Origin of the sequence: Pseudomonas sp. Sample_24, from assembly GCF_004307605.1 — a bacterium.
GTDB lineage: Bacteria > Pseudomonadota > Gammaproteobacteria > Pseudomonadales > Pseudomonadaceae > Aquipseudomonas.
This window is the reverse complement of sequence record NZ_RCNW01000240.1, coordinates 1-26,187: the sequence shown is the minus strand read 5'-3', so window position 1 is coordinate 26,187 and position 26,187 is coordinate 1. Positions and strand designations below refer to the sequence as shown.

The window sequence follows — 26,187 nt, the reverse complement described above, 5'->3', positions numbered from 1 at the left end:
CTATGCGCAAACGATCCGTTCGAGGACAGGAGTCCCTATGTCGATTCGTAGCAGATTTTTTTCATTCAACGGCAATCGGAGTGTTCTTCGCTATCGCGTGTTACTCCTCATATTCAGCTGTTGCTTTTCCATGCAGCAGGTATTAGCCGCGCAAAGCTTACATTTAGAGCCGCAAGCTAACTTGCCCTTGATCAGGCTCGAATTGTCCGCAGATGATTTGACGTGGTTACAAACGCGCCGAGTGATCCGTCTTGGTGTGAGTGAGCACGACTACGGTCCATTATCCATATTGCGCAAACATAAACTTAAAGGATTAATGGCTGATTATTTATCAATCATCACCAGTAGTTTAGGTCTAACCGTCGAAATACAGACTTACCCTGATGGTCAAAGTGCACTGCAAGCACTCCGAGCAGGGAAAGTAGATGTGCTGGGCTCAGGCTCTTCTTACGAAGCCCAATTGCCAGGCCTTTTATTGTCCGCTCCTTACTCAGTGAATCAACCGGTATTGGTCGGTCGCGATGAAAGCATCGCAGGCCGTCTGTTGAACGCTCGATCGAAAATGGCCATGGTGGACGGGTATGCCCCCATTGACGAATTACACTCAAGATTTCCCAATGTGCAATTACAGCCCTATTCCTCCGTGCGCGAGGCGTTGCATGCTGTGGAATATAAGCATGCTGATTGGGCGGTTTGTGATGCGGTGACCGTTGCTTACCAGATGGGCCTAGGTGAGCTCCCTAATTTACGTATGCGTCCGTTAACGGGAGTACAAGCACCGGGCTACAGTTTTGTGTTTCGGGCGGATGATGCGTTGTTAGTGACGCTGTTTAACCGAGTTCTTGCGCAGGTCCCTCAAGTGACCCAGGCGGATATTCTGTCCAACTGGGGCGGAAGCCCGCGTTTTGATTCATTGCGCGCCACACCCTACACCCCGGAGCAGATACGTTGGCTGGTGACTCGCCCTGAGGTGCGTGTGGTGGTTAACGGCGCACTTCCGCCTTACAGTTTTTTTGACGATGATGGCAACTTTAGCGGCCTGGTCGCAGATTTGTTATATGAAGTCGGACTGCGTAGCGGTTTGCGCTTCAAGGTGATCGAGCGCAGCACAGCGACCGAAAGTCTTGACATGCTCGCTGATGGCGAGGCGGACCTATCACCCATTGTGCTACTCACGGCTGACCTTCAGGCCTCCAGCAATTACACCGAGCCGTTTGCAACCAGCAGTTTTGCATTGGTCGGCGTACGCGGCATCACCCCCAATAGTCTGGCTGACCCGCAGATTCAGCAAGTGTCGCTGACACGGGGCTCACCCATCATCGCTTGGCTGCATAAACAGTACCCGCATATTCAGATCCACGAAGCCGATAGCCCCCTGGAAAGCCTGGTCGCAGTGGCCAATCACGACGTTGATGCGGCGATAGTGTTGCTGCCTTTGGCGCGTTATCTGATCAATCAATACTTCGCCAAAACCTTAAGTGTCGTGACGTCCTTGCCGGAGCATCAAGCGGGGTTAGCCTTTGCGGTGGCGAAGGACCAAGCTCTGCTCTTAGGTGTCATAGAGGCTACGTTTGATCAGTTTGAACCCAGAATGGTGAACAATCTGTTGGAGCGATGGCAAGGGAGCCGGCCGGCGATCAGCCATATTTGGGGAAGCTATGAGCGGCGTTTACACTGGGCAGTGCTCATTGCAGCTAGCGTTTTGGGAGTACTGCTAATATGGTTTGTCTATACGGTGTATCGACGCATCCAAAGTCGGACCGAGCAGGCGCGCCAAGCCTTTCGAGGAGCACTTCTAGATGGTCTCCCCCAGCCTGTGGTAATGCGCGATGTGACCGGGGCATTTGTATTGTGTAACGACGCTTTTTATGAGGTTTTTGGTTTACAGCCGTCTGATGTTATTGGTCGCAAGTGGGAAGAAGTTAAAGGATTAGAGGGCGCTCAGGTCAACGTTCAGGCGCGCGATTATGAAACGCTATTGCGCGACAACGAACCCGACATGCGTCAAGTGGAATTAAAGATTCGGGGTGAGGTGCGCAGCTATCGTCAGTGGACAGTGCCCCATAAAGATATCAACGGGCGCAGCGTAGGTTTACTCATGGGCTGGATTGACATGTCAAAAACGGAGCGTCTGCTGCGACAACTACAAGACATGCGCGATCAGGCCGTGCAAGCCAGTGAGGCCAAAAGCCGCTTTTTGGCTGTAATGAGCCATGAAATACGAACCCCCCTCAACGCTATTATCGGTCTGCTTGAGCTCACGTTAGCCCGCGTTGACAAGAATGAGCCATGGGATCGGCCCTCAATCGAGGTTGCCTACTCCTCGTCTAGGGCGCTGATGTTACTGATAGGGGATATTTTAGATTTATCCAAAATAGAGTCCGGGAAACTAGTGCTGGAGCCGCAGCGCAACAGTCCCAAGGAAATACTGCAATCGGTGGAGCGGGTCTTTCAAGGACTGGCGCGCCAGAAAGGGTTGTACTTGGAGACCGACTTGCAACTGGAGTCTGAAAATGAGGCCTGGATCGATGGCGGGCGCTTAAAGCAAGTACTGTCTAATTTAGTGAGTAACGCTATTAAATTTACTGACCGAGGAGGGATTCGCGTGTCTCTCTACACGCGCCAGGTAGAGGCTGAATTGCAGATGACCTTTATTGTGGAAGATAGTGGCATTGGAATTTCCTCAGACAATCTGCAAAAGCTATTTCAGCCGTTTAGCCAAGTCCATGAACAGGCCAGTGCTCGGGGTGGTACCGGCTTAGGGCTGGTGATTTGCCAGCAACTGGTTGAGATGATGCAAGGCGACTTGCAGTTAGCGAGCACGCCAGAGCAAGGCACACGAATTACCGTGACGCTCAGCGCACCCGCGCTGAGCGCTAGTCATCCGGAGCCTCGCCCGCTATTAACCAATAAGCGGTCAACGTTGCGAGTTTTGCTGGTCGATGATCACCCGGCCAACCGCTTATTGCTGGGTCAACAACTGGTTTTTCTCGGTCATACGGTCAAAGAGGCCGAAGATGGGCAACAGGGCTTTGCTCTGGTGGAAGCCGAGACTTTCGATGTCGTCATTACCGACTGTGATATGCCCGTCATGGATGGTTATGAATTCACTCGACACCTGCGTGAGGAGGAGCGTCATAGCGGCCGTGCTCCCCGCTTTATCGTAGGGTTCACTGCTAATGCGCAAGAATCAGAACGCCAACGGTGCTTGGCGGTGGGCATGGATGATTGCCTGTTTAAGCCTGTCAGCTTAGACATGCTTAGAGCCTGCCTGGAAAAAGCCTCAGTCGATCCGTTGTTAACCATGACGAAAATAAACTCTACTGAAAGCTCAGCGACCACGATATTCGATCTGGATATGTTCAACTCCCTTACGGGCAGTGATCCAAAACTTGCGCGTTTGCTGCTTGACAGTTTGTACACTAATAATTGTCAAGACCTTCAACGGTTTGATGAGCATTTATCCGCAAAACGCTGGTTCGATTTGGCACGCGTGGTTCATCGTGTCAGAGGTGCGGCGCGAATGGTGGGGGCTCAGGGACTGATCGAGGCAGCCAAAGTCTATGAGGAGGGATTGCGCCAGGAATTGACCGAGCAGGAAGCGACATTGCGAGCCATCCAGGTGCGCACGGCGATAGAGCGACTGCAAGAGGCCGTGGCAGGATACATGAACGCCTGAGTTCAGGGCTTACGCTGGAGCGTGAGCGCGCAAAAAAGCGTCGTAACGCCAGCCATACAGCGGTAGCAATATGAATGTCGGGGCGTCGGTTGGGTTCTATGTCGATGCCCCGCAATACTGGGCGGCAGGATTATTGAGCCCCTGCTAGCTCAAGCGTCCAACGCCCCCCCCCCCCTGCGTTCAGCTTTGGCGAGTGCAGGCAGGCATGCGCCATTCTAAGTTAACTCCTTATAAGCTGGCATGCAGGGACGTGCCGGGCCAAGTCTGTTATTGTACGTTCCTCCCCTCTAGAGAAGCCTTGATGCCCGCAGGAGCTTCATCGATTTAAGTTGCAATCAGCCCAGCAAACGTTCTGTCAGAGTGTCTACTCCGATCTAGCTGGCAATCGAAGCGCCCCCCTCGATCAGTCAGTATGTCGTCAATGTTAAGGAAATACCTACAGACAGCCAACCCAGAATGAATTGATATGGGATTAGGGTTTGGTGTTATGTTTTTGCATGAAAGAGGAAAAAGGGATGGCATTAATAAGTTGTCCCGGCTGCGGCCTTCACCAAAGCGATAAAGCCTGGACGTGTAGTGGCTGCCAACACGTGTTACGCATTCCAAAACGAGGAGTGTTTGGACGTATTTTTAAGTGGTCGTTTATTTTTTTTAATCCCATGATGGGCGGATGGATGATTTATGAATTATCCACTGCGGAATCGGCGAGCATTGAATCGCAAGCACTCATCATCACCGCGGTATGGGTGGTTGGTGGGGTCAACCTTGGCCTGCTTGTACTTTTTACCCATCCCTCTAACGAGCCTCCCAACAATTGTCTGTAAAAACGGGCGAGGTCACGGGTTCGGCCATGGATTAAAAGCGTATCCCCCTTTCGACCCAAGGCCGTTAGCGCCCCATTGAGACCCTTGCCCAGGAGCTTGATTGTGAACCTCGATACGTTGATATTGCACTGGACTTTAGAGGTATCGAACAAGAAAAAACCTGGAAGTCGTATTGGCCTTATCACCAACATCATCCAGCGTGCAGTAAAACACAACTCGCTTCGGTATCTGTTTCTCTTCCGCCTCGCTCAGTACTTGTACTCTGGCAACGCTATGTCACGCAGCTATGCGAAACATTTGATAAAAAAGATAAACCTTAAATACGGTATTGATATCGGCATTGATGCGCAAATTGACTTCGGTTTTAGGATCGCTCACCTTCCTGGGGTGGTGATTTCAGGGCATGCTCGTATAGGTCGGAACTTTTTGGTCCGCCAAAACACAACGATTGGTATCAAGACGTTAGGGCTGGAACATTATCTGTTAGCCATCGGCGACAACGTTAGCGTCGGCGCTAATAGCTGCATTATCGGTGATCACTTGGTGATCGGTGACGATGTCACTATCGGCGCAATGACCTTGGTCAACAAAAGCATCGAGTCGGGAAGCATCTTTTACAATGCACGTTAACCGCCATTCTGCCTTCTAAGTGACGGAAAAATGAAAGTCAGAGCGACCGTCATTTGCGAAAGTGATCGGCACATCTTATTCGTTCGAAAACCTAAAGCTAAATGGGGGCTGCCTGGCGGCAAAGTTGAGGCGGATGAAACTATCGCAGAGGCAGCTGCACGAGAGCTCAAAGAAGAAACAGGATTGAAGGCAGATACGTTTCTTCTCATGTTTGAGTACGAAGCACGTCATACCCATCACTATGTTTTTGAGGCCTGCCCCTTAAACGCAGGGCTCGCCGCACCTCAGCATGAAATTACTGAGTGTATGTGGCTGGCACTAGACAAACTGAATGAATTGGACGCAAGCGATGCCACCAAATTAATTGTTAGGTCATTTGTGCGTCGCCTGTGACGCGACTATGCGCGCACTAAAATTTCCTTTTTGTCGCGCTCTTGCCTCGTTCGTAGGATGCTATACGCGGTCCGGACTGCTTGAGCAGTGAGAATGACAAGAGCAGTCAATGCTTAAACCTCGTTCGTCGCCAGTGCGCAGACAGGTGCGACATCATGCAGAGATTTAAAATTACGAATACCTCGTCGCCCAGGCTTATTCATCCTGCCTATCTTTAAAGAGGGTTTTCCTGACACCTATATCATGTGTTCAGTGGTATCGATGAATCTTTACAACGCACGGCCTTCCAACATGGTCCTGGCGAATTTCCGGGTGGCCCTAGCGCTGCTAGCCCGAAAGTCGGAAGTGAGAACCCGCTCGATCGGATGTCCACGCAGTCTGACCGTTCATTTGACTGCTGGAGGCTCACAACAAAGCTGAACCAGCCTGAACGCGAACCTGGACTACGGAAGTCGTAATGCCGACAAATAAAAACAACACGAAAACTGCAAAAACCGATTCGCCACCGATCCCAATCAACCGCTACCTGTTTCCCGTCTTCATCGGCATGCTGCTGTTGGCGATAGTGGGCATCGGCTGGCTTCTGTATGGCAGCAAGCCGGTTCCAGTCAGTTACGCGCCGCCGAGCAAGCCTTCCGTACAACAACCGGTCAAACCGAAAACTGTCGCCCTGGCACCGGCCAGCATGGTCGACGAACAGCAATGCCAAGGCTGTCACAGCGCCCAGGTCAAGGACTGGCAAGGCTCGCATCACCAACTGGCGATGCAGGCGGCCAGCGCCGAAACGATGCTCGGCGATTTCAACAACGTCACCTTCAAGGCGGAAAACGAAACCACCCGTTTCTCGCGCAAGGACGACGGTTTCTGGGTCAACACTCCGGGCATCGACGGCAAGAATGCCGACTTCAAGGTTGCCTACACCTTCGGCATCGCGCCGTTGCAGCAGTACCTGATCGAGGTCGGCGATGGCCGCCTGCAGGCGCTGGGCGTGGCCTGGGATACCGAGAAGAATCGCTGGCTCCATCTCTATCCTGGCCAGGGCGTGACCTTCAAGGACCCGCTGCACTGGAGCAAACCGAGCCAGAACGCCAACTTCATGTGCGTCGAGTGCCACACCACCGGCTACAAGCGCAATTTCGATGCGGCGAAAAACACCTTCGACGGTCAGTGGAACAGCCTCGGCGTCGCCTGCCAGGCCTGTCACGGGCCGGCATCCAACCACCTGCAATGGGCGGAGAAGAAGTCCGACCTAATCCATGCCGGATTCGCCGTCGACCTTAAGGACAAGAACGCCACGGTCGAAATCGAAACCTGCGCCCGTTGCCACGCCCGCCGCGCGCCATTGGGTGATGGTTACACCGTCGGCAAGCGCCTGATGGACGATTACCTGCCCAGCGTCCTGACCCGCGAGCTGTACGCACTGGACGGCAAGATCAAGGACGAGGTGTTCGAGCACGGCTCTTTCGCCCAAAGCAAGATGTTCGACAAGGGTGTGCGTTGCAGCAATTGCCACAACCCCCACAGCGAACAGCTCAAGGCGCCGGGCAACGGTGTCTGCCTGCAATGCCACAACACGGCGGGCAAGACGGCGGTCGAAGGGGTCGATGGCAAGGGCCTGCAGGCGAAGAACTACGATTCCGTCGAACACACCCGTCACACCATGGGCCAGCCGGGATCGCAGTGCGTGGATTGCCACATGCCGGGCAAGTTCTACATGGGCAATGACTTCCGGCATGACCACAGTTTCAGCATCCCCAATCCTGAACGTGCGCAGAAGCTCGGCACGCCGGATGCTTGCCTGACCTGTCATCAGGGCAAGGCCGGGGACAAGGTCACCGAGCAGTTCAAGTTGTGGAGCGCTGCCGATGCGCCGCAGGCCCCGCGTTACGACGAGAGCCTGTGGCTGATTCGCAATGGCCAGGCGGGGGCGGCGCAGGCGCTGTTCGAACAATTGCAGCGCAGCAATCTGCCGGCGATTCAGCGGGCGACCCTGCTGGCCGAGTTGCCTGCCTACCCCAGCGAACAGGCACTGAAACTGGCGAGCGAAGACCTGAACAACCCGGCGCCGCAAGTACGGGAGAGTGCCGTGCATGCGGTCAGCGCCTTCCTGCCACCACCGGAGCGGGCGCAGTTGCTGTCGCCATTGCTGAGCGATCCGGTGAAAGCCGTGCGCATTGCCGCCGCGCGGGATTTGCTCGGCGTGGAGCGCAATGGCCTGGGCGCTGCGCAAGGCAACTGGAACAGCGCCATCGCCGAGTACGAGGTGGTGCAGAAAAGCCTGCTGGAACGCGCCGAAGCCAATCTCAACCTGGCGTTGCTGTATCAGGCCAGCGGTCGCAATGGCGAGGTGGAAGGCCTGCTGCGCTCGGCGCTTCTACACGATCCGGACTTCTACCCGGCGCTGGTGACGCTGGTGCAGTGGCTGGAGGGCAATGGCCGCAATCAGGAGGCACAAACGCTGCTGGCGCAAAGCCTCAAAGAGCACCCCAACGCCGCCCTGCTGCAACACACCCAGGGCCTGGCGCTGGTACGCGCCGGGCAGACCGCCCAGGCCATGCCCTACCTGCACAAGGCCGCGCAACTGGAACCGCAGACCGCGCAATATGGCTACGTGCTGGCGGTGGCATTGCATGACAGCGGCAAGGTCGAGCAAGCCTGTGCAGAGCTGGAGCGCTTGTTGAAACTCGCCCCCACCAACCGCAACGCCCGCCTGGCGCTGATCCAGTACTACCTCAACAACGGCCAGGAGGCCAAGGCGCAGGTGCTGCTGCAGGGCTGGAAGAACTTAAACAGAGGGGATCCGGCCTTGAAATGATGCGCCTGGTGCAGGCTTCGGCGCAACGGACTCAAGGATTGACCATGATCCCCCCTGCACAACTTTCAGCTTCCATCTCTCCGCGCATCCAGATGTCGAACTTGGTAAGCAGCCTTTGCGACAGCGAATGCCCGGTAAGCGTACAGATGCCCAAGCGGCGTTAACTTCACCGAACAACGCCCGCGTTATCGTCCTAACGTTCCCGCGGCTAATGAGCGCCCCGATGAAGACCTCATGGCGAGTGCCGGGATTAAAAAAGAGCCCAATATACTCAAATACGCCCTAAGGAGGCTTGATATGACATTTAACCATCGCATTCCCGTGACCAATTCAGTCGACATGGCAATGCAAATTGTTGCTGCTCTGATCGCCGCAGGCCTACTGCCAAACGACGGCGAAATCATGACTGAGACACAGCGAAAGATTGCCAGCATCCTTAGAGAGCATCTGCCAGTCGCTGCTCCCTATTGCGAGTGTCATTGATCAGGCCGGTCGCTCGACATCGCTGTTCAGGACTTCAGAACGCTTTCAGGATCGCCCTACAGACTCGATATAGAAAGCTAGGAACTATGCGTGCAGCGGGACTCGTCCCGGTCCTAAATTACTGATGAGCATTTATGAACGATCAAAGTCAAGAGCCATACAACCTACAAATTAGTCAGATCCTTACGATAACGCTGGATCAGCTCCTATCGTATTTAAACAATAATGATTGTATGCATCCCTGTGCCGCTTGCGGAAAATCGAATTGGAGCATACCTCTGGCAGACAACATGCCAGCGATTTATATGACGCCTAGTGTCAGAAATCCATCAATTTCGGCTTGGGCATTTCATGTTAATTGTAATGAGTGTGGCGGCATAAAAATATTTAATGCCGCCCGTGTTCGTGAGTATGTCTTCGCCAATCAGGGGGGGGAAGACATAACCCACACTGCGATGCCAATCGACCACCCATTAGCGGAAGTACAATCGCTGGAAATCCGCACAATCCAGCTCGAAGACCATACTAAAAATATCCAGGAAGATATTGAGTCGCTGGAAGGTGAGCTTCAGACATTTCGCACCGAGACCAAGGGCGAACTTTCTTCATTGCGCGATGAATTTTCAAGCGTTCGAGCGGAGATACAGCAAGAATTCACCTGTACAAGGCAAGACATGAAAAAGGAATCGCGAGTGCGTTTTTGGGTATTGATGCTCATCACCGGCGGACTCGCAAGTTTGATGATAAGAGGCTTCGGCTGGGTATAGCCACGCGCAATGGGCTAATGCACGTGCGATGATCGATGAAAAATTTCAAGGTTATCCCAGTCCGTCTAGCCTATCCGATGCCTCAGAACAATACCCACTCGCTGCAGGCGACAATAATGTACAGGGTCGTCGTAACCGCGTTATTCGGAATTTTATTATTTGCTGCCAGTCAAGGAGATGCCGTCGACACGGAAATGGCCCGACAATTACTAGCGACGTTTAGCGGCTTTTTCAATTTGTAGTTCATGCTGCCCTGCCTACCGCGGGGCTTTTTTTGAACGAAACCAAGAAAAAACAAGCTCGCAAATACCCCTTTACCGCTGAGCGGATGGTTACGTTGGACGGCACGAGCGCTCCATACCGCAGTGAGTCCCAGGATAAAAGCACGCCGCCAATGCCACTATCCTGAGCCACGCTCAAGCTGTCCTGCACCATCCTCTTGAGGGGAAGCGTCCTTCGAAAAAATTACCAATGTTAGGTTAGGTGAAAGCTTCTTAAGTCGTTGCGCACCACATTTTAAAATGTCTCGTTTGAAATATGCCGTCCACGTGTACTGGGAGCTGCGTACGCAGCCACTGAGGTAGGTCTCTATCTCCGCTTCCGTCAACTCGGCGACGGTAGCTATTTCTCTGGATGTAGGCCGAAATTCCATTATCGATTTCCTTCCCGCCTAACGGGTCATTTAAGCAGTTGGTCAGAGCCTTGTTCACGTCAGCTATCAGCATTTTCGCGGCACGATGTAAACCCAAGCCGGTATGGTTTTCGCGTATGCAGCGATTCGTTAACTAGACCGCCATTGATTGTCCGATCGCGTAATAGCGTTTGTGCCTGACTAACCTGCCGGCCGGACACAGTCAAGGTACTGCGGGAAACGGGCAACATCTGTAGGCTTTTTCTGAAAACTTCGAAAGCGGCATGAAAAAGTGCCCCCCCTTGTCGCGACCTTTTTCCTAAACCTATGGCGCGCTGAATTAAGCGCCTAAACCATCCAACAGCTTTGTTCTTCACATGGCTGCAGGCCTCAATGAACAACAAATCAGGATTTGGCGCGGATAAACACCGACTGCGTTATTTTGAGGAGCACTTGCTGTCGCCGACCGGAAAGACAAAACCTATCAACACTTGAGGGGGGGCCGGTTATTCGGATGGAAAACGGCTCGATTAAAACTTCAAACGAGCCTGTTCGCCGGGCAGTTGTTTTCACTGGCCTGGTTTAAATTTAAGCTGTTTGGCTGCAGCCTCAGCCAGGTCCGGAGGCAGGAAATCTTTGTCCGGATTGTAATCACCCTTAAGCCAGTGGGTCAGATTATGTAAGTCTTGTGGACTCAGCGTTCCGACCTGTTGCTTCAGGCGCAAAGTATCGAGGATGTAATCATAGCGGGTGTTGTTGTAGTCCCGTACCGAGCTGTAGAGCTGGCGCTGCGCATCCAACACATCGACGATGTTGCGCGTCCCTACCTGATATCCGATTTCAGTCGCTTCCACTGCGCTTTGGTTAGAAATGATTGATTGTTTGCGCGCCCGTACCTGCTCAACGTCAGTATTGACGGCACGATACAGGTCACGGGTGTTTTCCACGATGGCGCGAAGCAGCGATTCGCGTTGTTGCTCTGTTTGCTCTAATTGCGCATACGATTGACGCACCTGGGAATTGATCAAGCCGCCACTGTAGATTGGGATATTCAGCTGCAAGCCGATCGAGGATTGCGCGACATCGCCTTTGTACGGTTGACCCAACGCGCTGGGGTTGCTGAACCCCAATGCATCATTGTCGCCTTTCTCGTACCGAGCGACCATATCGACGGTTGGTGCGTGGCCAGCCTTGCGCTGATTAAGAGTTTGTTCGGCGGCACTGACTGCATAGTTGCTGGCCTGCAGATTGAGGTTTTGTTGAGCCGCGGTATCAACCCAATCCTTAGCATTGTTTGGTGCTGGCGGTAGGATCGGCAGACTATGGGAAATACCCCAGATCGCGTTGTATCGCCGGTTAGTGAGGTTCACCAGGGCTTCGAAAGCATCATCCACCTGGCGCTGGGCAACGATGCGGTTGACCCGTGCCGTGTCGTAGCTAGCTTGTGAGTTCAGCACATCGGTCTTATCCGCGAGGCCAACCTTAAAACGCTCATTGGACTGATCGAGCTGGCGCTTGAACGCGGCCTCTTCGGCCTTGGTCGAAGCCAGGTTATCTTGGCTACGTAGCACATTAAAATAACTGTCTGCGGTTTGCAGAATGAGGTTTTGCTGGGCTGCTGAGAGCTGTAGCGCCGCCTGTTCATTCACATCCTTGGCCGCCTGGAACTGAAACCAGCGATCGGCACGAAACAGCGGTTGCGCCAGGGTGGCTTGGTACGAATGCTCGTAGCGATTTGCAGCAGCCGAAGGCTGGTCGATCGAGGTGCGAACACTGGCAGTTTCTGCGCTACCGGACAGATTGGGCAACAGCCCGGCGCGAGCTTGCGGTACGACTTCCTTCTGCACGCCATACTGGGCGATGGCGGCAGCGAGATCAGCGTTGTTTGCTACAGCCTCTTGATAGACGCTCACCAGATCATTATTGGCTGACAACGGAGCTTCAGCTGCCCAGGGCATGGTATTGGATGCACAAAACACAGCAATACCCAGTGAAAATTTGCGCAGCATGTGATGATTCCTAAACATGTATAAAACCGTGAAAAATTTTGCACCTAAGAATGGCGCCACCATTACAGCGTCAAGACGCGGTTAGGTAAGGAGGTGATAAGCTTGTTCGCGAATGCATTCGAGCGGCAGTAAGAACCCGTAGTTACGTCTGATACGAGCCAGCAATACCTTCGCATTCAGCTTCAGGTGTCGCACGGATGGCGGCCAGGTATGAACCGCGCCGATTGAGCAGCAATACGGATGTGGCGACACCGACGGTTGCCTTCTCTCCCCCTCGCCAATACGGCCCGTTACCCAGTGAAAGGCAAGCCAGGGTATGTCATGGGAGGGGGATGGCCTGATGCATTACTATTAAGGTTGCAACCCACCGTCGCGCAGACGAACCGGATTCATCTTGAGGTCGCCTGCAGCACCGGCGGGCTAAAAATCACAGATAGACCAACTCGATAGTGGCCGAGCCATCCAAATTAATCGCGTTATTGGTGTCTAGGGTATTCCTTGGCGCAATCGTTGGCGTCACGGTCAGGTCGAGGGAGGCGCTGGTAATGGCCTGTGGAGGAGCGGTGCCATTATTGGTAGGATTAACGGCATAGGTCGTATTTGAACCAGTGAAGGTATTCAAGTCGCCAGCGTTTGTACCTGCTAAAGTCGTCCAGGTAGTAAGGTTCGCGGAATATTTGACATAGCCCGTTCCACCATTGGCGCTGGGATTGAGCATGATAATTCTGTACCAACCAATCTTATTACCCGCTCCATCGGTACCGAGCCCATACCGTATGTTACCCCCAGTGCTTGTACCGCTTCGATTGTCAATCCCCCTAAATCCTACGTAAGCCGGCCCGGTGCAAGCTATGCTCATGGGATGACCAGTACTCACGGGCAGTAGGGTCTCGCCGGTAGGATTCAAAGCAATTGATGAACCAAAATCAAAATTTGCGTCGGCGATGGCGATGTCGCATGCGGCCGGCGTGATTTTGCCATCCACCCCCATTTCAGTCGAAGTGGCGGCAAAGGTCAAAGGCGTTAAAAGCATGAAGGGTATGACTAAAAATTTTCTCATGGACGTGGTCTCAAGGCGAAAATTAATAACACCGCGATTCAAAGCTACCGGCGCAGCCTGGTGAGCTGAACCTTGGCCTGCGGAAGGTTTTGCCGCTTTACAAACGCTATTCCACTCAACGGGGCTTTGCTGTAGGAAAACCCTCAACTTGAGCGCCCCCCCCCCCAACCACCCCTGTATCAATGACTGCATCCGCGTGACAGAAAAATATACACAAGCTATACACGTCTCCTTTAAGCGCGTAACGGCAAATTAAGGATGAATTAAGTTATAACAACTAGCCTTGACCCCCGTATCCGGCATCTCAAGAGAAACCTCATGAAAACCGCGATCGCACTCTCTATGGCTCTGCCCCTCACTGTCGGCTTGGCTCAGGCCGATGACTTGCATTTCGAACAGGTTCCGCAGTTGGTCAAAGAAGGCAAAATCAAGCCTCTGAGCACCTTGAATCAGGCTGTGATGAAATTGCATCCGGGAGCCACAATCACCGACACCGATCTGGATAACCACTTCAACGGTTACACTTATGAAGTTGAAGTGCTCGATACCAACGGTGCTGAGTGGGACGTGGACTTAAATGCCGCAACCGGGGCAGTATTGAAAAACCAGCAAGATAATTGACATGACCTCCATCGAAGCGTCGTGAGTGATGCGCTTTCGGACAGAAGTGCAACACAACGATAGTGTTGCCCAGCTCTGCGCAGCGATGCGGCATGGCGGGAGGACTGTACATGCCCCGGCATCCTGAGCTTGAATTCGATTAGAGATCTTCCCTAGCTCAGGTCTAATCGATGACCGGTCTAACCTTTCCCCGGACGATTTTAGGACTCCATTCGCATGGGCTTCGCTAGCGTGGCGAGCCGTTGTAGGCCTTCGCGCTTAAATTCGTCAGAGTTGAGGGATTTCCCTACAGCCTTTGGGTGGCGGTTACGTTTGAATGTTTTTCGGAAACCGACAAACAGTGGCCCGGCGTGAGGCATCACTTCAGGGCCTTGCGCGTCGGTTTTCGCCTCTCTGCCCCTGCCCCTGCCGCATGAGCGGCATCAGAGCAAATGGGTTGCTTAGCACCGGCGAGCCCGGTACTTCGAAAATGGGAGGTCTTGGCGTGGTGATCGCTTGCGTCGTGCGATTAAATTGGCGCCGAGAAAGACAGTAGCGCTACACCCTCTCGCCTGCATGCCCGGCATACAGCCCTCCTATGACGCTGCTTTCTCTCGAATGGTGACGCTTTTAGCCCGTATTCCTCCCATCAGGATATGGGTTCTTTTTTCTTTCTGATCCAGGCTTGTCAATAGCTTGGATCTCCTGCCTGAGACGCAACTCATTAGCTCGAAGACATGCCGGCGTACTCGCCTTTATTGCAGGAGGCGCAGCTGCAAGCCCCTCTTCGGAGGAGTGAACGATTGACCAGCAGTGGTAGGACCAGGCTTGTTTCGCCTACTTGATCAGGATGATGACATTTTTTGTGCTACAGATGTTCTTGCGCTTGTGGGTGGCTCGTTGCGCGAGGCCAGCTGTAACTCGAACTACTGCCAGCATCGCTATAAGAAAAACCACAGCTTTTGTTAACTGCAGGCTTGGTGGGACGCAAGCCGCGCACCTCTTGAAGGATTTGCCTACAGACGCTGCTCTAGAAGATGGGGATGATGTGCGCGAGTGCATTAATTTTAAGCGTCACGCTACGCCGCTTGAAAGAACTGACGTAGAAAACAATTAACCACCCAAGGTAAACCTTATGCTTATTTTGATGCGCAAGATTGGCGAAAGCATTCATATTGGTGATGATATAACCATTACCGTACTTGGCATTGAAGGAATACAAGTGCGAATTGGCACTCATGCTCCGCGAACAGTGCCAGTGAACCGCCAAGAAGTCCTGCAGCGGGCTAAGGCAGAGGTTTTGAAGCAGTCATAAAGGCAGTGATGTTTTGTCGTTAAACGAGGACTCTTGCCCTGAAAAATGCCAAGAATTAATACTCAGCTGGGTGACTAGCGTCTAAACCTCGAAACCCTGAAAAGCAAAGGATTAAATCGTGAAGCTACAATATCTCATCATTCCTTTGATGTGTCTTGCGCTGGCAGCTTGCCGCGATCCGGATCCTAAGAGTGTTTCACTCCCCACAAACAATAATAGCATATTGGATGTCGTCGAAGCCTACCAGGCGAAAAGAGCCATTCAAGCCCTCAGCGAAACTGACCGCACGCTACTGCAAACCTACTTAGTCCGTACTGCTATGGATTACGCGCTCGATGAACACAAAGGAAAGCCCATAAATATCGGCGAGGCGATCATCGCCCAGCAAGCATGGCAGGATGAACAAAACGCTAAGGCGGCCAAGCAGCAAGCCATTAAGGACGAGGAGGAAGCCGCCAAACAGCAAGCCATCCGTGAGGCAGAGGTAGCTCAGCAGCAAGCTATAAAGGATAACGAAGCCAAACAACGCGCGCTTTTGGAGGAAATTAGCCAAAAAAAAACTGAAGCCTTGGCTATCATGAATGCTGCACTAACAGCCAATTTGGTTTCATTTAAATTAAAGAAAAAAAATTACAAGAAAAAAATCTATTCAGACTATATTGATATTGAACTCGTTATAAAAAACAACGGCGAAAGCGAATTGTCTGGATTTAAAGGTGCATTAGTGATCAAGGATACGATGGGCAATCCCGTAAAAACGCTCGAGATCTCAGCCTCTCTCGAAGTCGAGCCCGGGCAAGCTGTGTTGTACACAACTAAACTTGACCATAATTCGCTGCTAGAAGAGGATAAATTGCTCGCCACGTTAGATCTGGAAAAGGTCCATTATGAGTGGATCCCCAGCGTGTACACGTTCAAGAGCGGCGAAACGCTTAAAATTCCTACCTAGCAAAACTGCTACTTTTCTATCGAAACAGTATTCGCCCCTTATGGAAAAGAAAAGGCTCACCATCCTGGCTCTTTTGAAAGAATAAGCAGAGAAAAAGACCCACTTCTCGGTACCGCAGGGCTGGCCAGTAGCAAGGCCCGCCCATTAGTAGAGCGTCCACTCGGCTTCATCGCTACTGCGGTCTCAATTGGCTCTGCAATTGTCACCATGATACGACGAGCTCACTATTTTACTATCGACGATTTCGAAGGTCGTTACGCAAGACAAGGTTACGATCGTCGGCGGATACCCCCCATAACCTCGAGTATAAACCGTGTCGCCGGAAAGGGTCGATTGATAGATGGGTTCTGCCCCTGGAAGCATCACTGATTGATTATGATTATAAGTCAAGAAACGGTGCCCCTGGGACTCATAGACTTCGTCTGGCGGCCCCCAGCGTCGGATTAGGCTCAATTCCTCGATGCCTTGTAGGGCACTCAACATGTTCTGATATTTGGCCTCCGCGGCACAAGCAGACAGTAATAGCCCTATGAGGGCGAGCAGCAGCTGTTTCATTTCAGTCTCCCTTCACGCTCCACTTCAGCAGCTACGAATGCAGTGGCGCAACCGTGCGTTGCTCAGATAAGGTGCGCACCTACTGCAGCCCAAGCCAATTTATGGGCTCTTGCTGTACGTCATTAGTTTAATCCACTGCCCACAGTGCGGCTGCCAGTCCGATGTAGTATGCCTCTGAAGTCATTCAGAGAGCAGTCTTAGGTGTATGCCCTCTGGGCGAGGCGCTTGAGCTCATTGCTCTCTTGATGCTGGGCCGGCTATTCTCTAGAGGGTGACCGCTTTTTATCCCGCCTCGAATCGGCTAATGAGCGTCGCCAATGAACTAAAACTTGCGCGTTGAGTGTTGAATAAAAGGCCGATGATGACCAAAGATGAATTGCGAACTGAACTGCTTCGCCAAGTGCAGCATTTTCAAGAGATCGAAGGCGGCGAATTAAAGACCTATGCCGCCCAGCTTCCACCCGACCGAAAAACATGGAAAAAAAAGCCCAGCGAACAAGCGCAATTGTTTCAGAAAGAGTTTGCGGAAGCAGAACGCTCATGAAATGCATGAAAGATGCGGCTTAGCTTCCGACGCCTGAGGCTAATATAACATTGAAGGTTGTGGCCGTATTCAATGAAGTCAGTGCGGCTGGTGTGCTTCTTTGCAAGAACAATCTAGGGAGGGTTGATGCTTGATCTCGATAAACGCGATCGATTTTGCGAGCATTATGGAAATAAAGGCAGGCATGCGGTATCACGCGCGGGCTCACCTCCTAAGCCAATTCAATATCTCGGAAGTTGCCATATCTTTGACCTTGCCCCCCCTGTGGGTTGAACTGCAACATACCTATAGGGCGTTACCCTCCCCCAGAGCAGGATCGCCCTACAGAAATATTGTGTTGTGCGTTGCTAATCTCTCATACGTCAGGATGATAGACGTAGCTCAGCAATAAAATAGTATAGCGTTATCAGTGAGGAGCAAGAGGCTGACATTTATCAGAGCAATAAATTTTAAGGGTACACATTATTGACTGTAGCTATATCGAACGCTAACCCACGGTGACGTTGATGAAGAGAGGTGCCGGCGATGAGGGTAATTATCCCACTGGTTTTAGTAGCGCATACCGCTGCTGCAGCAACATCCGTTGACCTCGCAGTTCAAGGGACAGTCTCTCCTCCCTCCTGTTCGATTGCCCTAAGCGGTAACTTGAACATAGTTTTGGGGACAATTCCTTCGGGCGCACTGAATCAAACCGTTAGTACAAGCCTCGCTGACGTCCCGGCAGGCGACCTCAAAATTGGTTGTGCCGGCCCTACCTTGGTTGGATTATCCGCGGTAGATAATGTTCACCCCACAACCTACTTCCCCGTTGCTCAGGATGCCAAATATTTTGGACTGGGCACTGATAGCGACGGCCACAACGTTGGCAATTATCAAATTTATTTAGATAACCCTAGTATCGACAGCGCGCAAGGTTATATGACAATGCCCTCGAACAGTGGAAGCACTTGGTTTTCTGTGAGCGGCGCCAACAACGCCACCTTAGTCAGGGCCTCGCCCACTACAATCTCATCGTGGAGCAAAGTGGCCGCTGGATCTCCTCCATCATTGCTGACTACAGTATCTGTTCCAATGGTCATTAGGCCCATGATTGCGCCCAAAAACAGTATTAACACAACTGTACAGATTGAGCTGAGCGGCTCCGCGACGCTTGAGCTTCTTTATCTATGATTGCTGAGTGCTCTCGAGCCGCGCGTTGCGTTCATTGACTGCATTTTTATATTCACAGTTAAAGTCATAATCGAGCGTGACTCAAATGAGAGAGAGTTTGTACCCTTACACATTAAGCATGCGCGACATAACTCAGTGAATTCAGCAAAGTGTCAGCAGAAGGCAAACCGAGGCTGAGCCGCTGATTGACTAAGAGTAGTCAGGCGACGGCATCAGCCTTTTAACATTATTTAAATCTGTGTACAATTTCTACGACACTCTTAGCATTCAGTTTTCGTAGAGATCGGGTTTTGAAAGTGCTGACCGTTTTATCGCTTAACTGCATCCGTTCAGCGACCTGCATATTGCTCATCCCTTCAGATAACAATTGAAGAACCTGGCGTTCACGCACTGACAACCCCCTCATTGGATCGTCAACACTTTGGGCTCGCTCTCGCTCGACCCAGTCAGGATAAAATGTCTCCCCATTTCGTACACGCAATAACGCCATGGACAAAGCGCTGACCTCCTGCGCCTTGCTAACGAATCCATGGGCTCCCGCCAAAGCGCAGTTCATGATTGATAGTCGCGAAGTGTGGGCCGAAAAAACCAATGTTTTAATTGGTAGCGCCAGCTGCTTTATATGCTCGAGAACCACCAAACCACTTAATGTGGGAAGATCCAATTCAGTGATCATCAGGTCGGGTTCATGCTGATGAATATACCGAATCGCCTCTCTTCCATCGCGAGCCTCTGCGATCCGCTCCAGACCATGTCGTGATAAACAAGTATGTAGTGCCAGCCGGATAAGCGGGTGTTCATCTACTATGAGCACCTTGTTGTTAGTGGGTTTGCACCGGGACTTAATGGCGCTTGATTCACTTAAAGTATTACACGACTTGTCCATGTTTTACTCGCTAAGTAATTATTGTTGGAGGCCGGTAGCCATTAGTACCGGGTCTGAATTTATTTGCCCTAGACAGAGAAGAGCAATGTTGTGCGATGAAAGCATATTTATCTACTCCAGCATACGCGCTTTGGATGGGTCATGACTGTAGGGATTTCCCGCAGATGGCTTGATGACTATCAAAACTGACAGGACACCTAGTACCTCACCGGCTCAGCGCTGACTCTATTTGCAGTATTTACCTACAGAATTGGATTCTAGGCTGCGGGTTTAATGCGCACCGACGCGGCGGTCAGTCTAGAGACGCTGAACAGCAGTCATGAATCAAGCGTTACCACGGCGGATGATATAAAAAGACGCTTAATGAGGTTACTACGTGAACGACGAGCCAAAACTGGTTTCACGCGAGGCCATGCTGAAGGCCTTGGAGGAGCAAAAAAAAATATTTTTTGCCGCTGGACACTCAATTCAGCAGATTCAGGCAGGGATCAGTGGGCTAACCGGGCATAGCATTCCTGATGCCCATTACCTTCGGTTACGAAAGGAGCGTGCCAAACTTGCGCCCGCTTTACGTAGACTGGCGCAAGCAGGTAAAACACTCAGCGCGGCGGCGCTGACGCTGAATATGAAAACCGCTCGAGCGCAAATAATCGCCCGAGAAAATGCCATTCAGTTCCCCGTCGAGGGATTTCGCTCTGAATAGCACAAGCCGTGCGTCGGCGCGAAAGGCGCTAGCTGACTTTACCTCGCCAAGGGAGCGATGAGCTTTCAGTGTTATCTCAGATACACCTGCAGTTGTAATAGGATAGAAAAAGTCCGTCATGATATGCGATAGAGCGCCGCTTCCCGCTGCCACTACAAATCCTCAATTAACGGTTGGTGCTACTCGTTTCTTCTGAGCAAGCATCACATGCGTTTTACTCTCGATAGCGAATCAGCTTGCTCTAAGCTGTGGCCGGTCTTGGCAAAGCTGCAAGGAAGTGCAAGCGACAGCGCAACTCCGAGCTGCTCAAATTCAAGCCCTGGACAGGAACACTAGGTTCATCCCTACAAGCGCTGCGCTTTCCGCCTACAGGCTTAAAGCAAATTAACTAATAGAATCGATCCCCTGAGAAAGCTAGCGGTGCGGGCGGTGCCCGATTTTTAAAGGTGGGCGCTTCTTTTTTCCAGGGCCCGCTCGCTAGCTTTCTCCCAGAATGCCCATGTTTTTTTTCAGCTAGGATCCAATCAGCGCAACCACAATACGTTGTACTTAAGGTTGCTGCGTACGTCCTGATCGTTTAACTGGTTGCACTCGGAAGGATACCAGCTCTCTCTGATGCATGGGAGGTATTTTGGCCGAGCGCTATTTGGTACGCGGATGGACTTGTCGGCCTCGGCCGAGCAGTTAGAAAGCAGTACTATCTCCCTACAGGGTATTAGGCGCTTCCTTACAGTGCAAGCCGCTGAACTATGGCGCAATGCATGAGCTGCCGCCTCGCTCACCACGCTGATTCTTTCTGAATGGTGCGCCACTTCAAGATATTAAAAGAGGACTTTCCCGTGAAAAAGCTCCTGCTAGTGCCCTTTGTCACATTGATCCATCCGGTTTTAGCGGCAACCTCGGTCGACATGCAGGTGCTCGGAACCATCAACCCACCATCATGCGACCTTACGATAACCAGTGGCGGAAATTTTTCTTTGGGCACGGCAATTGTTTTACACCAAGCGGGAGTACCCAACTGCCTACCAGCACAGCATTGCAAATGAATATCGCTTGTCAAAATCCGACCCTGGTAGGGTTCAAAGCACTGGATAACCGAGCTAATACAGTTGTCGTATCCAACAATTTCAACTTTGGGTTGGGTCTCGACGGAGGTGGTAATAAAATCGGCGACTACATTCTGGAAATTTTGAACGTTAATATAGACGGCAGCGCTGGTGCTTTAAAATATAAGACCACAACTACTTGGAATAATGCCGGCGGCGCAGGTGGTGGTGGAAAGCTAATCCCCTATGGCGTTCGGCCAGATATTTTTTCTCTCGGGTCCACGAGCACCACCCAAAACAACCCAGTAGCATTTACCACTGCCTCTTATGACCTCGCTGCGACAGCAACGATTGCTCCAAAAAACACGTTAGATGCAAATAGTGATATTAGTTTAGATGGCGCCGCCACTGTGGAGTTAATTTATTTGTAATTTGACACATGCGTTAGGGTAATAAATGTTACTGAAAGCGACGGCGCGAAACAACCGCTAGGAGCGGTTGGCAGCTGATTTATCGCCCGGCAGCTCAGGCCCCTAGCCAGCTCATCAATGCTGCCAGCCGTTAGTCCCCGGGAAGCCTTAAATCGCTCCAGGTCGTTGCGCGCACCGGAGCACAGGAAGATTTTGTGATACTAGATTCGCCCCTACCACTAAATAGTTATAGTACATTGGCCTATTCTTTCTTAGGGAACGGTCCTTCACCGACACGATAAGGATGTCTGGCCGCAGATAAACAGCGACTTATCGACCCTAGGGACAGCACCCACCAAAAAATTAATGGTTTTTTACAAATGAAGGTTTTCCCTACTTACAGCGATCCGGCCCTTGAGTTAGCTTCACATTGAGAGCTAAGCGCGCACGCTTGAAGCTGAGAAAGAACTTAGCGTCAGAATGCGCGCCCTTTCGAGCACCAGTAGTGACAGTGCACTTTGCCCACATCTCTTGCCCTGGGAGCTGTGGGTTTTTTTCTTTGAAGCCAGCTTAACTTGGGAGACGGCTTTACTCTCGCTTCCCGGAGCTACCCATCGTACAAGCGACATTGCGGGATTTCCTTACAGACAGATTAGTGAGTTAGGTCGAATATGCCGCGCTGAACGTGTTCGCAGCTTATAGGGGCGAACATCAGCGCCTGATGGGAGGTTCATAAATGGTGTCAACCAAAATGCGAAGCGCGTGGATAGCGGTAATTGTGTCGTTGATGATCACAGGGTTCGCTCATGCGGATCTTGCAAAAGGTACTCGCGCGATAATTCCGGCCGAAGTGCCCCTGTGCAATATTCTCAGCATCGATGCGGAAATGACGTTACTGGATGCAGGTATTTCAAAAGCAGTCAAAGGTTGCACACTAAATACCAAGCCTCAAGATGCGGTTCTTTTGATGAACTATGAGAGTTTAAAAATGGGCAAATATAGCCGGTGGTACCTTCTCGACACGGAGGAAGAAACGTTCATTCCCAATTCGATGATTAAGTGAGTTTAGATACCTTCATAAAAGGCTTGGGCTCGTCTGTCGCCCCATAAATCGTCTACGCTTCTTGATGGTCGCGCCCGACGCGGCCCGGGCTGTGCAATTCTCGCGCTTTCCAAAGGCCCCGCGCTCGGACCAATTTTAGAGTAACGCAGGGTGCCTATCTGCGACCCGTATCTTGTTAGCAAGCGCAGTTCACTGCCAATTTAAGTTTGTGCCGAGCCGTCCTAGGTCAAAGTTTGACGACTTCTGGCCCAAAATGCTGGCTGGGTTGCATCCTGACCAATATTGATGTTTTTGGGGTGAGCGCAATCCCCTTACAAAGCATTAGGGGCTTCCCTACAGAAAATGGATTTAGGTTATGGATTAATACGACGTACCTCTCCATTTAGTTGTGCAGGAGTGGCCGCTACGATTGGCGCATATTAGAGCCCCGTGGGAGGCTTTTAAATGAAAAAGTTTCTGTTAGCACCATTCGCGTTATTGATGCATTCTGCTTTAGCGGCAACAACAACTGGTTTGAGCGTTACCGGCATTATCGACCCGCCATCTTGCGACGTTTCGATGGTGGGAAGCGATTTTTCTTATGGAACATCAATTCTTCTAAATCCGACTGGAAACACTGCGCTAGGTGTTAGTGCCCCGCAAACATTGAACATTACGTGCGCTGGACTCGTGTTGGTAGGAATTCGAGGAACCGATAACAGAGCAGGAACAAATGTTACCTCGATTAACCCTAATGCATACGGATTGGGGCTTGACGGAGGAAACAATAAAATTGGCGATTATACACTGAATTACTCAAATGTTTCGCTGAATGGTGGCACTGGTTTTATGGTTTGGAGCACAGATGGTGGGACGACATGGGCTGGCGGAAATGGAGGCGGGACCATCAACACCTACGCTGCTCAGGCCATAACCTACGGCCTTAAGGCAACGTCAGGCGCGGGGCAGCCTGTTCCGATGACGAGCGCCTCTTTTAATCTAGCTGTTACTCCGACTATTGCACCCAAAAGCACATTAGATGCGAGCAACACCATTCAACTGGATGGCTCCGCCACCATTGCGCTGGTGTACCTTTAATGCGCCCTATATAGGCGCGGAAATACTGGGTTGCTCAAGCAAGTGACTGAAGAATATCAGAAATTATCGAGGCCTGGTCATTCTAGTCACTTGCGCTCAATCGTGTGGTTAGCTTACGTTTGGACGACGGCCATCAAGCCGGCATTCAACTATATTTTTTGCAATTCGCTGTTTGCGCACATGATCAGTAAGATGCGCCAGCGCCAGAAGTGCAAGCGACGCCCCGTTAGACGTCCGGGGAATCTCACAGGCTATTCTTCTAAAACAGACAGTCGATGCGCACCTTACGCTTTTGGCGAAAAACGAAGTTGAGCTGCCAAGCAAAAGATTTGGCGCTCTATCTTCGGAAGCGAACTTCCGATTGAGCTGAATGTTTCACGTCTGCTTAATCGCTTCGTATCGCTGATGTTCCTCCGAGCAACAATACCAAACCAAAGCGGCCCGTATCGGGTTACTTAAAGCCCCCGAGCCCAAACTTAAACCATGCTCACCTTGCACTGAGCCTTTTTAATGACCCGAGGACATAAGATTGGCTTTCAATCGACCACCCTATTTCATGCTCAGAATCCGTTCAATTTTTTGCTGCGTCACCTCATGAGCAAGGTTCTGATTCGTTTGAGAGGACTGATCGCTTGCGAGTTGGATGTTCAGTTAAGGCGCAAGGTTGGGTTATCTATCACCAATAAAATATTGTGCTTTTTGATCGTTATCGCCATGCTGACAGGCATCCTGGAAACCGAAAAAATCGTTACGGCTGGTCGAGAGCCGTGGTTTAAAGCGGCCGAGCTTGGATTCGCCATGGTTTTCTCCATTGAATATGTCCTGCGCGTATGGACGTGCGTAGAAAACCCTAAATACAGAACTCGATTTCATTATGTTTTTAGCCCGATTGCCATGCTAGAACTAGCCATTGTGCTGGCGAGCTGGCTTGTCGCGTTAGGCTCGACAGGCTATCTCGTGCGCGGGTCGCGGTTGATAAGAATTTCCCTTATCGCTAAATTGGGACGTTACTCAAAGGCTTTACATAACATCCGCCTCGCTATTCGTGCTAGAAAAGAAGAGCTGTTAATTAGTTTATGCGCTGCGATACTCCTAATGTTAGTTTCATCGATGGCGCTTTATATTGTGGAAAGCGACATTCAGCCGGAGCACTTTGGTAGTATTCCGAGGGCCATGTGGTGGTCCGTTGTCACGCTCACCACCGTGGGGTATGGCGATGTTTATCCCGTCACCACCATCGGTCGGATATTGGCTGCCATTACAGCGATCAGCGGTATCGGCCTAATCGCCTTGCCCACCAGTATATTGACCTCGGCCTTTAGCGAGGTCATACAAAAAAAGAAAATTGCCGATCTGAAATCTGACACTTTGTCAAAGCGTAAGTGACGAGTCTTTTCCCGCATTCGTCGCTTCTCATCTGGTTTTGGATTCAGCGCTACTCAAAGTCAGTGTGAAATATCGCATGCAGGCGACGCGTTTCGACTAGTAAATTAATTTCATTAACTCGTAAACCCGCAGGTCCGTGCTATTTATCCGGCACGCCGCAGCCTACTTCCACACTTAAGGAACACTCTTAAACAGGGTGATGCTTAATCAAGAGTCACTCCATTATGTTCTCCGGCTGTGCTTCAGCTACCGCTAGAATAAATCCTGAACAACCGGAAAGTTACGTTTGGCGACGATAGGGTTTATGTCTCGGACACCCCGCCGGTCAAGGGCTTCTGCACCAAGTACGAGCCAGCCCTAAAAAATAATTAAATTTGACCTCGATTGTGTGGACGACGAAAGCCTCAGTGCGAAGCGCGAGCGGCGGGTCAAATAAAGCATCAGCATGTCTACTCTGCGAGGGCTGCCCTGTATGGCCTGGGTTCAACACTGGCCGCATGGGTAATATTTTGAATTGAATGATGTTCCGGGACCGGGAGCCTTCAATGCAACCAATAAATAATAATTTTTAATTTATTCACCGAACCTATTGATAAGAAAGTGCCTCGCAGCTGCCCACTGTGTGTCAGGAGTGTTTGTGGTCTACGCTCATGTAGCATTAGCGGTATCGGCGTTACTGCATGTCATACCGGCTAGCAATTGATAGTGCTGTCAGTTGCATGGCTAAATGGCTACTAACAACTCATTTATAGCAGTGCTTGCTCAAGTTTCGATGCCGGATACTGTTGACAGCTATTCAGCAATTAATAATTAACATGTGTGCCGCATAAAATAATATTAATTTTGATGAGGTAAGACAAGTATGAACAATCAGCTCAATGATAGTTGCGCCGTCCTGGAGCCAGGCTTTTTCGAATATTTAGCCAGCTCACACTCTTGGCTGGGCGAATTTAATCCTTATTGCCTGCCCGCCGCATGACGATACGTATCCAATAATGTTGCGCCTACTCAAGCTTGATGGAGTGCGAAATGTTTGCCCTGTAACTTCAATGCATCAGCCTTGGACGTTACGTAAGTTACCATAATTAAATAAATTACTCCAGCCCTCTTCGTCTTGAGATTGCAGATGGTCGAGTTGTGACGAATAACAACGGTATGACCGTTTGCTATTGCACTTGGCTTTATCCCTATC

Annotated in this window: 22 protein-coding genes; 17 read left to right on the top strand and 5 right to left on the bottom strand. The window is 51.2% G+C overall.

The window, feature by feature from the left end:
* Window positions 1-37 precede the first annotated feature (37 nt).
* The 7 genes from D8V06_RS13280 to D8V06_RS13250 all read left to right on the top strand — a co-directional run bounded on the left by D8V06_RS13280 (window position 38) and on the right by D8V06_RS13250 (window position 9,591).
* A complete protein-coding gene (locus tag D8V06_RS13280) occupies window positions 38-3,679 on the top strand; it encodes a transporter substrate-binding domain-containing protein (RefSeq protein WP_130931096.1) in 3,642 nt (1,213 codons plus the stop codon).
* Window positions 3,680-4,176: 497 nt separating this feature from the next.
* Complete coding sequence (locus D8V06_RS13275; RefSeq protein ID WP_130905505.1) at window positions 4,177-4,503, top strand: hypothetical protein; 327 nt, start codon at window positions 4,177-4,179, stop codon at window positions 4,501-4,503.
* Between the two features lie 102 nt (window positions 4,504-4,605).
* A complete protein-coding gene (locus tag D8V06_RS13270; RefSeq protein ID WP_130907819.1) occupies window positions 4,606-5,133 on the top strand; it encodes a serine acetyltransferase in 528 nt (175 codons plus the stop codon).
* A gap of 30 nt (window positions 5,134-5,163) precedes the next feature.
* A complete protein-coding gene (locus D8V06_RS13265; protein WP_130907818.1) occupies window positions 5,164-5,526 on the top strand; it encodes an NUDIX domain-containing protein in 363 nt (120 codons plus the stop codon).
* 457 nt (window positions 5,527-5,983) lie between these two features.
* The gene (locus D8V06_RS13260; RefSeq protein WP_130931095.1) at window positions 5,984-8,341 is read left to right on the top strand and encodes a tetratricopeptide repeat protein; all 2,358 of its coding nucleotides are present in this window, start codon (window positions 5,984-5,986) and stop codon (window positions 8,339-8,341) included.
* Window positions 8,342-8,638: 297 nt separating this feature from the next.
* On the top strand, window positions 8,639-8,824 hold the full coding sequence (locus D8V06_RS13255) for a hypothetical protein (RefSeq protein ID WP_130907817.1): 186 nt from the start codon (window positions 8,639-8,641) through the stop codon (window positions 8,822-8,824).
* A 134-nt stretch (window positions 8,825-8,958) separates the two neighbouring features.
* Window positions 8,959-9,591, top strand: coding sequence for a hypothetical protein (locus tag D8V06_RS13250; RefSeq protein ID WP_130907816.1), 633 nt, complete (start codon window positions 8,959-8,961; stop codon window positions 9,589-9,591).
* Between the two features lie 1,200 nt (window positions 9,592-10,791).
* Here D8V06_RS13250 and D8V06_RS13245 read toward each other — a convergent pair.
* Both D8V06_RS13245 and D8V06_RS13240 read right to left on the bottom strand, forming a co-directional pair.
* Window positions 10,792-12,231: a TolC family outer membrane protein gene (locus tag D8V06_RS13245; protein ID WP_130907815.1), complete on the bottom strand. Its 1,440-nt coding sequence runs from the start codon at window positions 12,229-12,231 to the stop codon at window positions 10,792-10,794.
* A 427-nt stretch (window positions 12,232-12,658) separates the two neighbouring features.
* Window positions 12,659-13,291 (bottom strand): hypothetical protein, encoded by a 633-nt coding sequence (locus D8V06_RS13240; protein WP_130931094.1) that lies wholly within the window; start codon window positions 13,289-13,291, stop codon window positions 12,659-12,661.
* Between the two features lie 318 nt (window positions 13,292-13,609).
* On the opposite strand from D8V06_RS13240, the gene D8V06_RS13235 reads away from it, so the two are divergent.
* The 3 genes from D8V06_RS13235 to D8V06_RS13225 all read left to right on the top strand — a co-directional run bounded on the left by D8V06_RS13235 (window position 13,610) and on the right by D8V06_RS13225 (window position 16,155).
* Window positions 13,610-13,912: a PepSY domain-containing protein gene (locus D8V06_RS13235; protein WP_130905275.1), complete on the top strand. Its 303-nt coding sequence runs from the start codon at window positions 13,610-13,612 to the stop codon at window positions 13,910-13,912.
* A 1,114-nt stretch (window positions 13,913-15,026) separates the two neighbouring features.
* Window positions 15,027-15,206, top strand: coding sequence for a carbon storage regulator CsrA (gene csrA, locus D8V06_RS13230; protein ID WP_130905383.1), 180 nt, complete (start codon window positions 15,027-15,029; stop codon window positions 15,204-15,206).
* Window positions 15,207-15,324: 118 nt separating this feature from the next.
* Entirely contained in the window at window positions 15,325-16,155 is an 831-nt protein-coding gene (locus tag D8V06_RS13225) for a cell envelope integrity protein TolA (protein WP_130903520.1), read from the top strand.
* Window positions 16,156-16,338: 183 nt separating this feature from the next.
* Here D8V06_RS13225 and D8V06_RS13220 read toward each other — a convergent pair whose 3' ends face one another.
* Window positions 16,339-16,710 carry a hypothetical protein gene (locus tag D8V06_RS13220; RefSeq protein WP_130908166.1) on the bottom strand — a complete coding sequence of 124 codons (372 nt, stop codon included), beginning with the start codon at window positions 16,708-16,710 and terminating at the stop codon, window positions 16,339-16,341.
* A 361-nt stretch (window positions 16,711-17,071) separates the two neighbouring features.
* Between D8V06_RS13220 and D8V06_RS13215 the strand changes: the two genes are divergently transcribed.
* Both D8V06_RS13215 and D8V06_RS13210 read left to right on the top strand, forming a co-directional pair.
* Complete coding sequence (locus D8V06_RS13215; RefSeq protein WP_130903522.1) at window positions 17,072-17,254, top strand: hypothetical protein; 183 nt, start codon at window positions 17,072-17,074, stop codon at window positions 17,252-17,254.
* Between the two features lie 525 nt (window positions 17,255-17,779).
* Window positions 17,780-18,424 carry a hypothetical protein gene (locus tag D8V06_RS13210; RefSeq protein ID WP_130931093.1) on the top strand — a complete coding sequence of 215 codons (645 nt, stop codon included), beginning with the start codon at window positions 17,780-17,782 and terminating at the stop codon, window positions 18,422-18,424.
* A 226-nt stretch (window positions 18,425-18,650) separates the two neighbouring features.
* Here the strand turns inward: D8V06_RS13210 and D8V06_RS13205 are convergent, their stop codons facing one another.
* On the bottom strand, window positions 18,651-19,310 hold the full coding sequence (locus tag D8V06_RS13205) for a response regulator transcription factor (protein ID WP_130931092.1): 660 nt from the start codon (window positions 19,308-19,310) through the stop codon (window positions 18,651-18,653).
* A gap of 376 nt (window positions 19,311-19,686) precedes the next feature.
* On the opposite strand from D8V06_RS13205, the gene D8V06_RS13200 reads away from it, so the two are divergent.
* The 5 genes from D8V06_RS13200 to D8V06_RS31020 all read left to right on the top strand — a co-directional run bounded on the left by D8V06_RS13200 (window position 19,687) and on the right by D8V06_RS31020 (window position 24,995).
* Window positions 19,687-20,013, top strand: a complete 327-nt coding sequence (locus D8V06_RS13200) for a hypothetical protein (RefSeq protein ID WP_130908164.1) — start codon at window positions 19,687-19,689, stop codon at window positions 20,011-20,013.
* A 1,042-nt stretch (window positions 20,014-21,055) separates the two neighbouring features.
* Window positions 21,056-21,490, top strand: coding sequence for a hypothetical protein (locus tag D8V06_RS13195; RefSeq protein ID WP_177434417.1), 435 nt, complete (start codon window positions 21,056-21,058; stop codon window positions 21,488-21,490).
* A 715-nt stretch (window positions 21,491-22,205) separates the two neighbouring features.
* On the top strand, window positions 22,206-22,532 hold the full coding sequence (locus D8V06_RS13190; RefSeq protein ID WP_130903380.1) for a hypothetical protein: 327 nt from the start codon (window positions 22,206-22,208) through the stop codon (window positions 22,530-22,532).
* Window positions 22,533-22,976: 444 nt separating this feature from the next.
* Window positions 22,977-23,609 (top strand): hypothetical protein, encoded by a 633-nt coding sequence (locus D8V06_RS13185; RefSeq protein WP_130903381.1) that lies wholly within the window; start codon window positions 22,977-22,979, stop codon window positions 23,607-23,609.
* 510 nt (window positions 23,610-24,119) lie between these two features.
* Window positions 24,120-24,995 (top strand): ion transporter, encoded by an 876-nt coding sequence (locus D8V06_RS31020; protein WP_206663013.1) that lies wholly within the window; start codon window positions 24,120-24,122, stop codon window positions 24,993-24,995.
* Window positions 24,996-26,003: 1,008 nt separating this feature from the next.
* Here D8V06_RS31020 and D8V06_RS30585 read toward each other — a convergent pair.
* On the bottom strand, window positions 26,004-26,187 hold a 184-nt coding region (locus tag D8V06_RS30585; RefSeq protein WP_206663184.1), incomplete at its 5' end, for a hypothetical protein.

Excerpts from the sequence above, each read along its gene's own strand:
- D8V06_RS13280 (WP_130931096.1), top strand. The coding sequence starts at position 38 with ATGTCGATTCGTAGCAGATTTTTTTCATTCAACGGCAATCGGAGTGTT.
- D8V06_RS13275 (WP_130905505.1), top strand. The coding sequence starts at position 4,177 with ATGAAAGAGGAAAAAGGGATGGCATTAATAAGTTGTCCCGGCTGCGGC.
- D8V06_RS13265 (WP_130907818.1), top strand. The coding sequence starts at position 5,164 with ATGAAAGTCAGAGCGACCGTCATTTGCGAAAGTGATCGGCACATCTTA.
- D8V06_RS13260 (WP_130931095.1), top strand. The coding sequence starts at position 5,984 with ATGCCGACAAATAAAAACAACACGAAAACTGCAAAAACCGATTCGCCA.
- D8V06_RS13255 (WP_130907817.1), top strand. The coding sequence starts at position 8,639 with ATGACATTTAACCATCGCATTCCCGTGACCAATTCAGTCGACATGGCA.
- D8V06_RS13250 (WP_130907816.1), top strand. The coding sequence starts at position 8,959 with ATGAACGATCAAAGTCAAGAGCCATACAACCTACAAATTAGTCAGATC.
- D8V06_RS13245 (WP_130907815.1), bottom strand. The coding sequence starts at position 12,231 with ATGCTGCGCAAATTTTCACTGGGTATTGCTGTGTTTTGTGCATCCAAT.
- D8V06_RS13240 (WP_130931094.1), bottom strand. The coding sequence starts at position 13,291 with ATGAGAAAATTTTTAGTCATACCCTTCATGCTTTTAACGCCTTTGACC.
- D8V06_RS13235 (WP_130905275.1), top strand. The coding sequence starts at position 13,610 with ATGAAAACCGCGATCGCACTCTCTATGGCTCTGCCCCTCACTGTCGGC.
- csrA (WP_130905383.1), top strand. The coding sequence starts at position 15,027 with ATGCTTATTTTGATGCGCAAGATTGGCGAAAGCATTCATATTGGTGAT.
- D8V06_RS13220 (WP_130908166.1), bottom strand. The coding sequence starts at position 16,710 with ATGAAACAGCTGCTGCTCGCCCTCATAGGGCTATTACTGTCTGCTTGT.
- D8V06_RS13215 (WP_130903522.1), top strand. The coding sequence starts at position 17,072 with ATGACCAAAGATGAATTGCGAACTGAACTGCTTCGCCAAGTGCAGCAT.
- D8V06_RS13210 (WP_130931093.1), top strand. The coding sequence starts at position 17,780 with ATGAGGGTAATTATCCCACTGGTTTTAGTAGCGCATACCGCTGCTGCA.
- D8V06_RS13205 (WP_130931092.1), bottom strand. The coding sequence starts at position 19,310 with ATGGACAAGTCGTGTAATACTTTAAGTGAATCAAGCGCCATTAAGTCC.
- D8V06_RS13195 (WP_177434417.1), top strand. The coding sequence starts at position 21,056 with ATGAATATCGCTTGTCAAAATCCGACCCTGGTAGGGTTCAAAGCACTG.
- D8V06_RS13190 (WP_130903380.1), top strand. The coding sequence starts at position 22,206 with ATGGTGTCAACCAAAATGCGAAGCGCGTGGATAGCGGTAATTGTGTCG.
- D8V06_RS13185 (WP_130903381.1), top strand. The coding sequence starts at position 22,977 with ATGAAAAAGTTTCTGTTAGCACCATTCGCGTTATTGATGCATTCTGCT.
- D8V06_RS31020 (WP_206663013.1), top strand. The coding sequence starts at position 24,120 with ATGACCCGAGGACATAAGATTGGCTTTCAATCGACCACCCTATTTCAT.